The following is a 13,285-nucleotide window of genomic DNA, read 5'->3' on the forward strand; positions in this document are numbered from 1 at the left end:
ATCTTGCTTTTAAAGATCAGGATCAAAAGATCGCAGCCTTCGGCAGCTCCTACAGGGTCAGTGTCAGGTTTCAGTTTTGTGTGTTGCCCTCCGGTTTTCTGTGGGGGGTTTGGGGGGGCCGTTGGCCCTTGACTGTTGGTTAAACATGGAGAGATCGGGATGGTATTTTCATCCAACGTGTTCCTGTTTCTGTTCTTGCCGATCTTTCTCGGCATGTATTACCTGAGCGGAATACGCTATCGCAACCTGCTGCTTCTGATCGCCAGTTATGTGTTCTATGCCTGGTGGCGCGTGGACTTTCTGGCTTTGTTCGCGGCGGTTACGCTGTGGAATTACTGGATCGGCCTCAAAGTCGGCGCCGCAGGCGTGCGGACCAAACCGGCCCAGCGCTGGCTGCTGCTTGGCGTGGCGGTCGACCTGTGCATTCTCGGCTACTTCAAGTACGCCAACTTCGGCGTCGACAGCATCAACGCAATGATGACGTCGGTCGGCCTGTCGCCGTTCATCCTGACGCACGTGCTGTTGCCGATCGGTATCTCGTTCTACATCTTCGAGTCCATCAGCTACATCATCGACGTCTACCGTGGTGATACCCCGGCGACCCGCAACCTGATCGACTTTGCGGCGTTCGTGGCGATTTTCCCGCACCTGATCGCCGGCCCGGTATTGCGCTTTCGCGACCTGGCCGATCAGTTCAACAACCGCACACACACCCTCGACAAGTTCTCCGAGGGCTGCACGCGGTTCATGCAGGGTTTCATCAAGAAGGTCTTCATCGCCGACACCCTCGCCGTCGTCGCCGATCACTGCTTCGCCTTGCAGAACCCGACCACGGGTGATGCCTGGCTAGGCGCCCTCGCCTACACCGCGCAACTGTATTTCGACTTCTCCGGCTACAGCGACATGGCCATCGGCCTGGGCTTGATGATGGGTTTCCGCTTCATGGAAAACTTCAAGCAGCCGTACATCAGCCAGTCCATTACCGAGTTCTGGCGTCGCTGGCACATCAGCCTGTCCACCTGGCTGCGCGACTACCTGTACATCACCCTGGGCGGTAATCGCAAAGGCACGTTGATGACCTATCGCAACCTGTTCCTGACCATGCTGCTCGGTGGTCTGTGGCACGGCGCGAACATCACTTACATCGTGTGGGGTGCATGGCACGGCATGTGGCTGGCGATCGAAAAAGCGCTCGGCCTGAACACTTCGCCGCGCAGCATCAATCCGGTCCGTTGGGCGCTGACGTTCCTGCTGGTGGTCATGGGCTGGGTGATCTTCCGTTCGGAAAACCTGCACGTCGCCGGCCGCATGTATGGCGCGATGTTCAGCTTCGGCGAATGGTCGCTGTCGGAACTCAACCAGGCCAGCCTCACCGGCCTGCAAGTCGCGACGCTGATTGTGGCGTACGCAACCCTGGCGTTCTTCGGCATCCGCGATTTCTACAGCAACCTGCCGCCTGAGAAGACTAAGCCGGTGGTGAACGTCGAAGCCGACGGCCCTGCCACCGCAACACCGGGAATGATCAAAGCCGTACCGGGCGATAACCCGGCCAGCATCCACGAACCGGGCTACACCGTTGGCGTTGAAGCCACCGTGCAACCGGCTTACTGGACCGCTGACTGGTCGCGCTACGTGATGCGCACGCTGGTACTGCTGCTGTTCATCGCCTCGATTTTCAAACTCTCGGCGCAAAGCTTCTCGCCGTTCCTTTACTTCCAGTTCTGAGGGATCTGACCATGACCCGCTCATTACGCATCTTCTACATCGCCCTGTTCATGGTGACGCTGGTTGTCCTGGGCCTGTGGTCCACGCGCAGCTTCATGGGCTTCAGCACCAATGCCGAAACCACGGTACTCAACGGTCGCTGGACCAAGGCCGTCGAGACGCACTACGACGACGAATTCCCGATCAAGCGCCTGGGTACCAACCTGTGGGCTGCACTGGATTTCAAACTGTTCAACGAAGGTCGTCCGGGCGTCGTGCTCGGTCGCGATCAGTGGCTCTACAGCGATGAAGAGTTCAACCCGATCGTCAACGAAGAGCTGAACCTGCAAGGCAACTACGCGCTGGTTGAAGGCGTACGCCAGACCCTGAAAGAGAAAGGCGTGAAACTGGTGATGGCGATCGTGCCGGCCAAGGCGCGCTTGTACCCGGAGCACTTGGGTGAAGTAAAACCTTCGAGCATCCACGGCAACCTGTACCAGGACTTCCACGCTCGTGTGGCGGCCGACAAGATCCTCGCCCCTGACCTGCTGGGCCCGTTCAATAAGGCCAAGCTGAACGGTGAGCAAGTGTTCCTGCGCACCGACACCCACTGGACCCCGGAAGGCGCGCAGGTCGCCGCCGAAACCCTGGCGAAAACCATTCAGGCCAAGTTCCCGCTCAGCGGCGAGCCGCAGCAGTTCGTCACCAAGCCTGCGGAGAAAGTTACCCACAAGGGCGACCTTCGTCTGTTCCTGCCGCTGGACCCGCTGTTCGAAAACCTGATGCCGGCGCAAGAGCCGCTGCAGAAGCGCAACACCGTGGCCGTCTCTGATCAGCCTGCAGGTGATGACGCTCTGTTCGCCAACACCGAAGTGCCGGTGGCCTTGATCGGCACCAGCTACAGCGCCAACCCCAACTGGAATTTTGTGGGTGCGCTCAAACAAGCGCTGAACAGCGACGTGGTCAATTACGCCGAAGACGGCCATGGCCCGATTCTGCCGATGCTCAGCTACCTGAAAAGCGATGCTTTCAAGAACAGCCCGCCACAGGTGCTGATCTGGGAGTTTCCTGAACGTTATCTGCCTGTGAACAACGAAATCGGTGACGCCGACCCGCAGTGGGTCGCAGAGCTTAAACAAGCCGGCGCCCGCCAACAAAACGTAGCCGCAAACACTAAATCCGAGACGCCCGACCGGGCGCAAAACTGAAAGAGAGGTACACCATGACTTTCACTACTACTCCTCGCCGTCTCGCTAAGACCTTTGCTCTGGCAGCCACCTTCAGCGTTCTGTCCATGAACGCCTTCGCTGGCGGTGACTCGGCGCTCTACGGCCCGACCGCACCGAAAGGATCGAGCTTTGTACGTATCTACAACGCCGGTAACGCTGAAGTCAGCGCCACCGTCGGCACCACCAACCTGAGCGATGTCGCGCCGCTGTCCAGCAGTGACTTCAGCTTCATGCCGGGCGGTGACTACAGCGCCAAGGTCGGCAGCCAGTCCCTGCCGGTGAAACTGGCCGGTGATCACTATTACACCCTGGTCAACAACGCCAGCGGCGCGCCGCAATTGATCGAAGAGCCGCCGTTCAAGAACAAGCAGAAAGCCCTGGTTCGCGTGCAGAACCTGAGCGACAAGGCCCTGACCCTGAAGACTGCCGATGGCAAGACTGAAGTGGTCCCGTCCGTGGCCGCCAAGGGTCGTGGCGAACGTGAAATCAACCCGGTGAAAGTCAGCCTGGCCCTGTACGACGGCGCCACCAAAGTCGGCGACGTGAAGCCGGTTGCCCTGGAACGCGGTGAAGCTGCGGTGCTGTACGTCACCGGCAACGGCAGCAGCCTGTCGCCAGTCTGGGTAAAACGCCCGGTGTCGACGCGCTAAAGAATTTTCCTGACTGACCCATGCCCCCTGTAGGAGCGAGCTTGCTCGCGAAAGGCTCAAGGACAACGCGTACATCCAGGATGCACGCGTTTTCGTTGACCTCCATCGCGAGCAAGCTCGCTCCTACAAGGGACTGAGGTGTCAGTTGGGACACGAAACAAAAACAAGAGTGAAACGACACAGCGTTCGTAGCTCTAACCAAACGATTTTCAAGGAGTAACAACATGATTCCGGTGATCTTGTCAGGTGGTAGCGGCTCACGTCTTTGGCCGCTTTCGCGTAAGCAATTCCCTAAACAGTTCCTCGCCCTGACCGGCGAACACACACTGTTCCAGCAAACCCTGGAGCGTCTGGTGTTCGAAGGCATGGACACTCCGATCGTGGTCTGCAACAAGGAACACCGCTTCATCGTCAACGAGCAGTTGAGCGCGCGTAACCTCGACACCCAACGCATCCTGATGGAACCGTTCGGCCGCAACACAGCGCCAGCGGTTGCCCTGACGGCGATGATGCTGGTCAATGAAGGTCGCGATGAATTGATGCTGGTGCTGCCGGCGGATCACGTGCTCGAAGATCAGAAAGCCCTGCAACGCGCATTGGCCCTGGCCACCGTTGCGGCTGAAAATGGCGAAATGGTGCTGTTCGGCGTCCCCGCCACCAAACCGGAAACCGGTTACGGCTACATCAAGTCGACCAATGATTCGCTGCTGCCGGAAGGCATCAGCCGCGTCTCGCAATTCGTCGAAAAACCGGACGTGAAACGCGCCACCGAGTTCGTCCAGTCCGGCGGTTACTTCTGGAACAGCGGCATGTTCCTGTTCCGCGCCAGCCGCTTCCTCGAAGAGCTGAAAAAACACGATCCGGACATCTACGACACCTGCGTCCTGACCCTGGAACGCAGCGAGCAGGATGCCGACACCGTCGACATCGATTCCGCGACCTTCGCCTGCTGCCCGGACAACTCCATCGACTACTCGGTGATGGAAAAAACCCAGCGCGCCTGCGTCGTGCCGCTGACCGCTGGCTGGAGTGATGTCGGCTGCTGGTCGTCGCTGTGGGAAGTGAATGAAAAAGACGCCAACGGCAACGTCACCAAAGGCGACGTGGTCATCCAGGACAGCAAGAACTGCATGATCCACGGCAACGGCAAACTGGTGTCGGTGATCGGCCTGGAAAACATCGTGGTGGTCGAAACCAAGGACGCCATGATGATCGCGCACAAGGACAAGGTCCAAGGCGTGAAACAGATGGTCAACACCCTCAACGAACAGGGCCGCAGCGAAACCCAGACCCACTGTGAAGTCTATCGTCCGTGGGGCTCCTACGACTCGGTGGACATGGGCGGCCGCTTCCAGGTCAAGCGCATTTCGGTCAAGCCGGGGGCGTGCCTGTCGTTGCAGATGCATCACCACCGCGCCGAACACTGGATCGTGGTCAGCGGCACCGCTGAAGTGACCTGCGATGAGAACGTGTTCCTGCTCACTGAAAACCAGTCGACCTACATCCCGATCGCCTCGGTCCACCGCTTGCGCAACCCGGGCAAGATCTCGCTGGAAATCATCGAAGTGCAATCGGGCAGCTACCTGGGCGAAGACGATATCGAGCGGTTTGAAGATATCTACGGTCGTTCCAACCCGATCGAGCGCGGCGTGTCGGTGAAAACCATCGCGCAGTAATTGATCGGCAAAAAAAGAAGCCCCCGTCCAGCCCGTTGCGTCCCCTATCCGCAGCGGGTTGGGCGGGGGCTTTTTTTGTCTGTTAACCAAGATCAAAAGATCGCAGCGTGCCGCAGCTCCTACAGGGTTATGCATTTCCATGTAGGAGCTGCGGCACGCTGCGATCTTTTGACCTTCCTTTTCAATCGCCAACCTCCCCTGCGCTTAGGTAGGATGTCCTTCTCTCCCCCCGAGGTTTGCGTGATGTTCATCGGCGTCCTGCTGGTCATTACCTGGTTGATCCTGTTACTGCGCTACCCCTCCAAAGCCTTGCCTGTCTCTGTGGCCGCCGCCATCGGATTGGGGTTGGTAGCGGCGTGGGTGATCTGGCTGGACAACCGCGAGGTCAAGCAGTTGGCGCGGCTTGAGTTGCGCATTGCCTATGCGCCCGAACAGTGCCCGGCGGATCGCCCGTTGCAGCTGAAAATGAACAACGGCAACGATGTACCGTTGACGGAATTGCGCTGGAAAGTCGCCGCGTACGCGCCGGGAGACACGGTCAATCTGGCCGATAATCAATACGCCGCGCCCCGCTACCGTGGCCCCGGCGAACTGCAGGCCGGTGCCAGCTGGGAAGACTGTTTGCCCATGCCGCCATTGCGTCCGGGTTATCGCCCGCAAACCCTCGAGTTTCGCGCCGAGCGATTGCAAGGTAGTTTCTCCGACTGATCGTCCCATTCCTCCCGTTGCACAAGGACCGCGCCATGCCCGTTGCATTGATTACCGGATGTTCCAGCGGCATTGGCCGCGCCCTCGCCGATACGTTTAAAGCGGCCGGTTACGAAGTTTGGGCCAGCGCCCGCAAGGCGGAAGATGTTGCCCTCCTGTCCGCTGCCGGGTTCACCGCCGTGCAACTGGACGTTAATGACGGCGCGGCGCTTGAGTTGCTTAGCGCACGGATCAATCAGGAGCGTGGCGGGCTTGATGTGCTGATCAACAACGCCGGTTATGGCGCCATGGGGCCGCTGCTCGATGGCGGTGTTGCGGCGATGCAGCGTCAGTTCGAAACCAATGTATTTGCCATCGTCGGTGTCACCCGGGCGCTGTTTCCGGTGCTGCGTCGCGCCAAAGGATTAGTGGTGAACATTGGCAGCGTGTCCGGGGTGCTCGTCACGCCATTTGCCGGTGCGTACTGCGCGTCCAAGGCCGCGGTGCATGCACTTAGCGATGCCTTGCGCATGGAGTTGGCGCCATTCGGTATTCGTGTGATGGAGGTCCAGCCGGGGGCCATCGAATCCAGCTTCGCCAAAAATGCCGGTCACGAAGCCGAACAGTTGATCACCGAGCAGTCGCCATGGTGGCCGTTGCGTGAAGGCATTCGGGCGCGGGCCAAGGCGTCCCAGGACAAGCCGACGCCGGCCAGTGAGTTTGCTGCCGGTTTGCTGAAGGCTGTGCAGCAGAGCAAACCGCCACGGTTGATTCGCCTGGGCAATGGGTCTCGGGCTTTGCCGCTGTTGGCGGGGTTGTTGCCAAAAGGGTTGTTGGAAGCTGGGTTGATGAAGCGGTTCGGGTTGAAGGGGCAGCTTTGAGACCGAGGTGACGCTATCGCTAGCAAGCTAGCTCCCACAGGGGATTTGCGCCGTACACAGTGGATGTGTTCACCCTCGATCCTGTGGGAGCGTGGCTTGGTCTGGGCGGCATTCCGACGATTGGGCCAGAACAGTCACCGCAACAATCAGCCCCACGCCTTCATGAAATCAATAAACGCCCGCACCTTCAGCGGCAAGTGCCGGGTGTCCGGGTACAGCGCATACACCCCTTGCCGGGCAAACGAATGATCCGCCAGCAAGCGCACCAACCGCCCCGCCTGAAGATCCTCTTGAACCAGCCAGTCAGGCAGCACTGCCACGCCTTGCCCGGCCAAGGCAAACGCCCGCAGCGTGACCGAGTTGTCCGCGACGATCGCCGTTGTCCACGGCCCCGGAGGGTACAGATGCTCCACGCCCTCGGGGTCTGTCACCGTCAATTCCGGTACTCGCCCATGCCCCAGCGTCGGCCATTGCTCCAGTGCCGCCAACGTTGATGCCGGGGCAAAACGCTCGATCAGGGCAGGCGCCGCCACCGCGAAAATATCGAAGGTCGATAACTGCACCGCGCGCAGGTTGGAGTCCAGCATGCGACCCAACCTGATCGCCAGATCAAAGCGTTCGGAGATCAGATCGGCATGGGTCGAGGACGTCGACAGGTGAACGTGCAGCTGTGGATGCTGCTCACGAAAGACCGTCAACGCCGGCACTACCTGCGCCAACGCAAACTCCACGGTGGTAGTGATGCGCAACGTACCCCGCAGTTGCAGGTGCTCGCTGCGGGCTTCCTCGACGGCCATTCGGGCCTCGTCCAGGGTTCGCACGCAGCGCTGGTAAAAACGTTCGCCGGCATCGGTCAGCGCCAGTTTCCGTGTGCTGCGGGTCAGCAACGTGACACCGAGTTCGGCTTCCAGGCGTTTGAGATTGAAGCTCACCACCGCGCGCGTCTGCCCCAGCAGATCGGCCGCCGCCGTCAGCGACCCCGCCTCTACTACGGCCTTGAAGGTGTCAAAACGGTCCAGGCTGACCATGTCAGAGAATGCTCACTGTCAAAATAATTTTGACAAACTAGCAGCCAAACCAGCGTTTCCATAGTGCTTCGTGCGCCCTACCCTGCACGCATCAACACAGGGAAGTCGTCATGTCCTATCGCTCGAAAGTCGCGCTGGTGTATCTGCTGGGATTTGCCCTCGATCTGCTGAACATGTTTGTCGCCAACATCGCCTACCCCGACATCGCACAACACCTGCACGCCTCGGTGACCCAACTGGCCTGGATCAGCAATGCCTACATGCTGGGTCTGACGCTGATCATCCCGATGAGCGTGTGGCTGGCGGCAAGGGTTGGCGAGCGGCGCTTGATACTCGCATCACTGCTGCTGTTCGGTCTCGCTTCGCTGTTGGTTGCAGGGGCTGACTCGATTGAAGCGCTGATCGGTTGGCGACTGGTGCAAGGACTCGGCGGCGGGTTGTTGATTCCTGTTGGTCAGGCGTTGGCGTTTCGTCATTGTCCAGCGCACCTGCGCAGCCGCTTGACCCTGTGGGTGCTGTCCGTTGCGTTGCTGGTCCCGGCGCTGTCACCCATGGTCGGCGGATGGATTGTCCAGGCCCTGTCCTGGCGTTGGGTGTTTTACCTGAACCTGCCGTTGACGTTGCTGGCGTTGGTGCTGGCGGCGCTGTGGTTGAAGGTCGACGACCCCGCGAGCGATCGCCCGACGCTGGACAGCCGTGGCCTGCTACTGGCCGCCTCCAGCCTCAGTTTGCTGCTGATTGCCTTGAGCCTGTTGAGTGAAGCTGGCACACGTCAATTCGGTTTGATCGGCCTGCTGTTGAGCGCCGTCACATTCGGGCTGTACCTGCGCGATGGTTGGCGCAAGCCCGCCGCGCTGCTCGATCTGCAATTGCTGCACAGCCCTTCGTTGCGCCTGGCGATGTGCGTGTATTTGCTGGTCCCCGGCGTGTTCATTGGCACCAGCCTGATCGCTGTGCTGTACCTGCATCAACTGGGGTTCGGCACTGCGCAAATCGGTGGGTTGATGTTGCCCTGGGCACTGGGTTCGGCAGTTGCGATTGTCGTCGGCAAACAGGGCTTTAATCGCTGGGGGCCCAAGCCCTTGCTGGTGTTCGGCATGCTGCTACAGAGCGCGGGCATTGGTTTGTTGATGCTGATCGAACAACCTCACGGATGGTTACCGGTCACCGCATACGCCTTGATGGGACTGGGTGGCAGCTTGTGCAGCAGCAGCGCGCAAACCCTGGCCTTTATCGATATCCGTGCTGATCGCATGAACCACGCCAGCGCGTTGTGGAACATCAATCGCCAGCTGAGTTTCTGCCTTGGCGCAGCGGTATTGAGTTCGTTACTGGGTGCTCTCAACCCCCAGTTGCCTGATGCCTTCAGGCACTGTTTTCTGGTCGCAGCAGTCCTGACGTTACTGCCGATTTTCGCCGTCCTGCGTTTCGATGCGACGCACGTGAGGGCCCTTGTCCGACCCGCTCCCCTACAGGAAAAAACCACATGAATGATTACCAAGACTACTTTGATGAAGTGATTGAAGCCCACCGACTGATCGAACAATGGTTTGCACTTCCTCAGGGCAACGACGCCCTGGATAACTTGCTGACCCGTTTTTCACCCCGGTTTTCGATGATTACGCCGTTGGGCCGGGTGCTGGATTTAGAGGCACTGACCGCGTTGTTCAAGATGGCTGGCGGGATGAGGAACGGGTTCAGGATCGAGCTCAGTGAGTTGCGCGGGATTGATCAGCATGAGCGCGGCGCGACGGTGAGTTATCGCGAGCGGCAAGTGGATGCGACGGGGCTGGAGACAGATCGGCGGTCGACGGTGGTGTTTGCAAGACAGGTTGATGGCCGGGTGGTGTGGCGGCATTTGCATGAGACGTTTACAGGCCTGATTGTGTAGACGACTGAGATCCAATGTGGGAGCTGGCTTGCCGGCTCCCACAATGTTCCGGTTCCTACCGAAAGAATGCAGTGATTCAGAGCCCGTTGTTGACCACCACCGTGCAAGTAATCCCCGCCGCCAGCAGCACCCCTTCCGGCACTTCATCGATGTGAATCCGTACCGGCACCCGCTGGGCCAGGCGCACCCAGTTGAACGTCGGGTTTACATCGGCGATCAGTTCGCGGCTTTCCGGGTTGTCACGGTCGTAGATGCCGCGAGAAATACTCTCCACGTGGCCCTTCATGACTTCGCCGCTCATCAGTTGCATGTCGGCCTTGTCGCCTACCCGTACGTGGGGCAGTTTGGTTTCTTCGAAGAAGCCGTACACCCAGAACGAGTACATATCCACCACGGCCATTTTTGCCTCGCCGATGCGCGCGTAATCACCGCGATGCACGTTGAGGTTGGTCACGTAACCGTCCACCGCTGCGCGTACTTCGGTGCGTTTGAGGTTCAGCTGGGCGGCTTCGAGTTGTGCCTGGGCGTGTTGGTAATCAGCCAGGGCAGAGTCGGCGATGTTGCTGGCGTCGTCACGGTTTTCCCGGGAGATCACCAGGTTGTCCATGTCGGCGCGGCGGTGGGCGTTGACCTTGCGCATCTCCCAGGTCGACTTGCGTGACGCCACCAGTGCCTGCGCCTGTTTGACCGCGATACGGTAGTGCTCAGGGTCGATCTGTATGAGCAAATCGCCCTTCTTCACCAATTGGTTGTCGCGCACCGGCACGTTTACCACTTCCCCGGTGACGTCAGCCGCAACGTTGATGATGTCGGCGCGCACCCGGCCATCACGGGTCCACGGCGTGTCCATGTAATGTACCCAAAGGGTCCGGCCGATCCATATCGCCAGCGCCAGTACCAACAAGGTGGCGAGCAGGCTGAAAAGCTTTTTCATCAGGGCCTTCTTCAGTGTAAGAGTCAGTGGTAAATGGTCAGCGACAAAGCGCCGAACAGACAGGTAAACAGGCTCAGGCGCAGCAGCGCCGGGTGCCAGAAAAAACGGTACAGGTCGAACCCGGACAGGAACCGGTCCAGCGCCCAGGCCAGTGCCGCTGCGATGAAGAACATCAGCGTCATGGTCGGCATGTACACGCCGTGGAAGGCGATTTCACGAGGCATGTTCAAGTCCTTGAGGGGTACTTTTCGCGTAGGCGGCGAGTGGCGATTGCGGGTCGAGCAGCGACGTGCGGATGAAGTGCAGGTAGCTCTTCACCCGGCGTAAAGCCGAGGTGTCGAAGTGCGGGGCGAAGGGTTCGTCGGTGGCCTGCACACGGCTGATTGCATGATCGACGGCGATCAGTCCACGCTCCAGATTACTGGCGCTGGGTTGCAGGAACAGGCGCATCAACGAACGGCCCATGACGCGGATCGCCTGACGCCACGGCTGGGCTTCGGCGTAGGCCGGATGCACCGGCAGAATCGCCTGCTCCTTGCGCAACTCGATGATCGCGTGACCGACTTCGAGCACCACGAACATCCAGCGCAGCAAGTCACGCTGCACCTGTGGCTGACCCGCTGCGAGGCCATAGGCCTGGTGCAGCAGGTCCCGGGTACTGCTTTCAAAAGCGGAGGCCAGGCCCTTGAGCTTGCCGCTGATGGCGTACACCACTTGCCCGCGTAAATCCTGCTCCAGCCGACGCCATAGCCAGCGACTGTTAGGCGGCAGAATGATCGCCCCGGCGGCGGCGCACACCAGCATGCCCAGCACCATGGCGATGTAGTCGTTGATGAACGCGTAAGGGTTGTAGACCGTGAGGTTGTCCGGCACTGATCCGGTACTGAAAAAGATCAGCAAGCCAAGGCCGACACCGGCGTACTGGGGCCGTGACGTCAGGAATGAGCCGAGCACGATCACCGGCGCCAGCATCACGCACAGCAATGGAAAACCATCGATCCACGGGAAGATGAAAAACATCTCGACGAAGCCGATCAACGCCCCGAGAAAAGTCCCGCAGGCCATCTGAAAGGCCATGCGTTTCGGATTGGGTGTCGCGGCTGAAAGCCCGACGGTTGCCGCAGCAATCAGGGTCATGGTGGCGCCGCTCGGCCACGCCGTCGCTACCCAGTAACTGCCGAGCACTACCAGAATGAACGCCGCTCGAGTCCCCGAGGCGGCCGACGCCATCCAGTTGGTTTGCGGGGTAAATGGTTCATCCCACTGCTCTCGAGCATGACTGTGATCCGCCAGGGAGGCGTGAGTCTGTGCATAACCGTGCAGGTCGTCGACGAAGCGGTAGAGCAGTTCGTAGGCCGTGTGGAAATCCAGTTGCTCGGCGTCGCTCGGATCGCTCTCCTGAAACGCTGCTCGCAGGCTGCGGACACGCGCTGGCAGCGCTTCTTTGTACGCGCTCAGGGCCGCGACCAAACGGACAGCGTCAGGGCTGGTCAACGCGCGACCGCTGAAACCGTCGAGCACTTCGGCGAGGTCCTGCAAGCCCGGTTTGATGGCGGCCACCACATGATCCGCGTCACTGTTGCGCAAGCGTTCGAGCAACTGGTGCAAGGCATTGAAACGTGTGGTGATGCCCATGAACTCGCTGTTCAAACGACTCAGGCGACCGTTGCGCCGACGCATGTGCGGGTCTTCGAACACGGTGACGCTGCGCAGCCCTTCCAGCCCCACCGCCTCGGCAATGAACCGCACGTTGCTGGCTTCAAAGGCGTCCCGTTGGCTGCGACCGCGCAAGCCGTCGGTGACGAACAAGGCGAACACACCGAAGCGCTGGTACAACGCATTGCGCATCGCGGCGCTGGCGGTTTGCGGCAGGATCGCGGCGCTGACTACGGTGGCGCAGAGAATCCCCAACGAGATTTCCAGCACCCGCCAGACCGCCGCCATGAACGCGCCATCCGGATGAGCCAAGGCAGGCAAACCGACCATCGCCGCGGTGTAGCCGGCCAACACAAAACCATAGGCGCGGAAGTTGCGGTAACGCGCTGCACCTGCCGAACAGATGCCCACCCAGATCGCCAGCGAGCCAAGGAACAGTTCGGTGTTCTGCGCGAACAGGGCAATGAGCGCGACCATGACCGCCGAGCCGGTGAGTGTGCCGAGGAAACGATAGAAGCTTTTGGCGAACACCTGTCCGCTTTGCGGCTGCATGACGATGAACACGGTGATCATCGCCGTGCGCGGCTGCGGCAGCTCCAGGCGCATGGCCAGCCACAAGGTCAGGAAAGCGGCGAACAGCACTTTGAATATGTACACCCAGGTCACGCCGTCGCTGCGTGCCCAGTCAAAGAAACCCCGGCGCCATTCAAGGGAATACAGCCAGCGCAGTGGTGCGGGCAAGGGAGTCATGGAATCCTGTTCAACGAATTTAGGTTGAATACTATTTTGTGGTGAGGGCATTTATCAGAATGCCGCACCACCTGTGGCGAGGGGATTTATCCCCGTTCGGCGGCGAAGCCGTCGTAAACCCAAGCACCTTGTTCTTCCAGACACACCGCATTCACCTGATCTACGACGGCTTCGCCGCCGAACGGGGATAAATCCCCTC

13 protein-coding genes are annotated in these 13,285 nt (G+C 59.9%); 9 read left to right on the plus strand and 4 right to left on the minus strand.

What is annotated here, in order from left to right:
- Positions 1-159 precede the first annotated feature (159 nt).
- From AC3ZVB_RS19455 to AC3ZVB_RS19480, 6 genes are all read left to right on the plus strand, one after another.
- Positions 160-1,725 (plus strand): MBOAT family O-acyltransferase, encoded by a 1,566-nt coding sequence (locus tag AC3ZVB_RS19455; protein ID WP_162437316.1) that lies wholly within the window; start codon positions 160-162, stop codon positions 1,723-1,725.
- 11 nt (positions 1,726-1,736) lie between these two features.
- On the plus strand, positions 1,737-2,912 hold the full coding sequence (locus tag AC3ZVB_RS19460) for an alginate O-acetyltransferase (protein WP_490147456.1): 1,176 nt from the start codon (positions 1,737-1,739) through the stop codon (positions 2,910-2,912).
- A gap of 14 nt (positions 2,913-2,926) precedes the next feature.
- Entirely contained in the window at positions 2,927-3,583 is a 657-nt protein-coding gene (locus AC3ZVB_RS19465; RefSeq protein ID WP_162437314.1) for an alginate O-acetyltransferase AlgF, read from the plus strand.
- Positions 3,584-3,807: 224 nt separating this feature from the next.
- Positions 3,808-5,259, plus strand: a complete 1,452-nt coding sequence (locus tag AC3ZVB_RS19470; protein ID WP_162437313.1) for a mannose-1-phosphate guanylyltransferase/mannose-6-phosphate isomerase — start codon at positions 3,808-3,810, stop codon at positions 5,257-5,259.
- A 243-nt stretch (positions 5,260-5,502) separates the two neighbouring features.
- Positions 5,503-5,967: a multidrug transporter gene (locus tag AC3ZVB_RS19475; protein WP_194691350.1), complete on the plus strand. Its 465-nt coding sequence runs from the start codon at positions 5,503-5,505 to the stop codon at positions 5,965-5,967.
- A 35-nt stretch (positions 5,968-6,002) separates the two neighbouring features.
- Entirely contained in the window at positions 6,003-6,827 is an 825-nt protein-coding gene (locus tag AC3ZVB_RS19480) for an SDR family oxidoreductase (protein ID WP_162437311.1), read from the plus strand.
- A gap of 146 nt (positions 6,828-6,973) precedes the next feature.
- Here the strand turns inward: AC3ZVB_RS19480 and AC3ZVB_RS19485 are convergent, their stop codons facing one another.
- The gene (locus tag AC3ZVB_RS19485; protein WP_490147457.1) at positions 6,974-7,855 is read right to left on the minus strand and encodes a LysR family transcriptional regulator; all 882 of its coding nucleotides are present in this window, start codon (positions 7,853-7,855) and stop codon (positions 6,974-6,976) included.
- 110 nt (positions 7,856-7,965) lie between these two features.
- On the opposite strand from AC3ZVB_RS19485, the gene AC3ZVB_RS19490 reads away from it, so the two are divergent.
- Together AC3ZVB_RS19490 and AC3ZVB_RS19495 are read left to right on the plus strand one after the other, a co-directional pair.
- Entirely contained in the window at positions 7,966-9,345 is a 1,380-nt protein-coding gene (locus AC3ZVB_RS19490; protein ID WP_490147458.1) for an MFS transporter, read from the plus strand.
- Positions 9,342-9,746: a DUF4440 domain-containing protein gene (locus tag AC3ZVB_RS19495; protein ID WP_490147459.1), complete on the plus strand. Its 405-nt coding sequence runs from the start codon at positions 9,342-9,344 to the stop codon at positions 9,744-9,746. Before AC3ZVB_RS19490 ends, AC3ZVB_RS19495 begins: the two co-directional genes overlap by 4 nt.
- A 76-nt stretch (positions 9,747-9,822) precedes the next feature.
- Here the strand turns inward: AC3ZVB_RS19495 and AC3ZVB_RS19500 are convergent, their stop codons facing one another.
- Genes AC3ZVB_RS19500 through AC3ZVB_RS19510 form a run of 3 tightly spaced genes read right to left on the minus strand, consistent with a single transcriptional unit; the run spans position 9,823 to position 13,086 of the window.
- On the minus strand, positions 9,823-10,680 hold the full coding sequence (locus AC3ZVB_RS19500) for an efflux RND transporter periplasmic adaptor subunit (RefSeq protein ID WP_490147460.1): 858 nt from the start codon (positions 10,678-10,680) through the stop codon (positions 9,823-9,825).
- 23 nt (positions 10,681-10,703) lie between these two features.
- On the minus strand, positions 10,704-10,904 hold the full coding sequence (locus AC3ZVB_RS19505) for a DUF1656 domain-containing protein (RefSeq protein WP_162437306.1): 201 nt from the start codon (positions 10,902-10,904) through the stop codon (positions 10,704-10,706).
- Positions 10,894-13,086 (minus strand): FUSC family protein, encoded by a 2,193-nt coding sequence (locus tag AC3ZVB_RS19510; RefSeq protein WP_490147461.1) that lies wholly within the window; start codon positions 13,084-13,086, stop codon positions 10,894-10,896. The genes AC3ZVB_RS19505 and AC3ZVB_RS19510 overlap by 11 nt, the downstream gene beginning before the upstream one ends.
- A 59-nt stretch (positions 13,087-13,145) precedes the next feature.
- Between AC3ZVB_RS19510 and AC3ZVB_RS19515 the strand changes: the two genes are divergently transcribed.
- Positions 13,146-13,277, plus strand: coding sequence for a hypothetical protein (locus AC3ZVB_RS19515; RefSeq protein WP_490147462.1), 132 nt, complete (start codon positions 13,146-13,148; stop codon positions 13,275-13,277).
- Positions 13,278-13,285: the final 8 nt, after the last annotated feature.

It is taken from the genome of Pseudomonas sp. MDV22-iso1 (assembly GCF_058145095.1).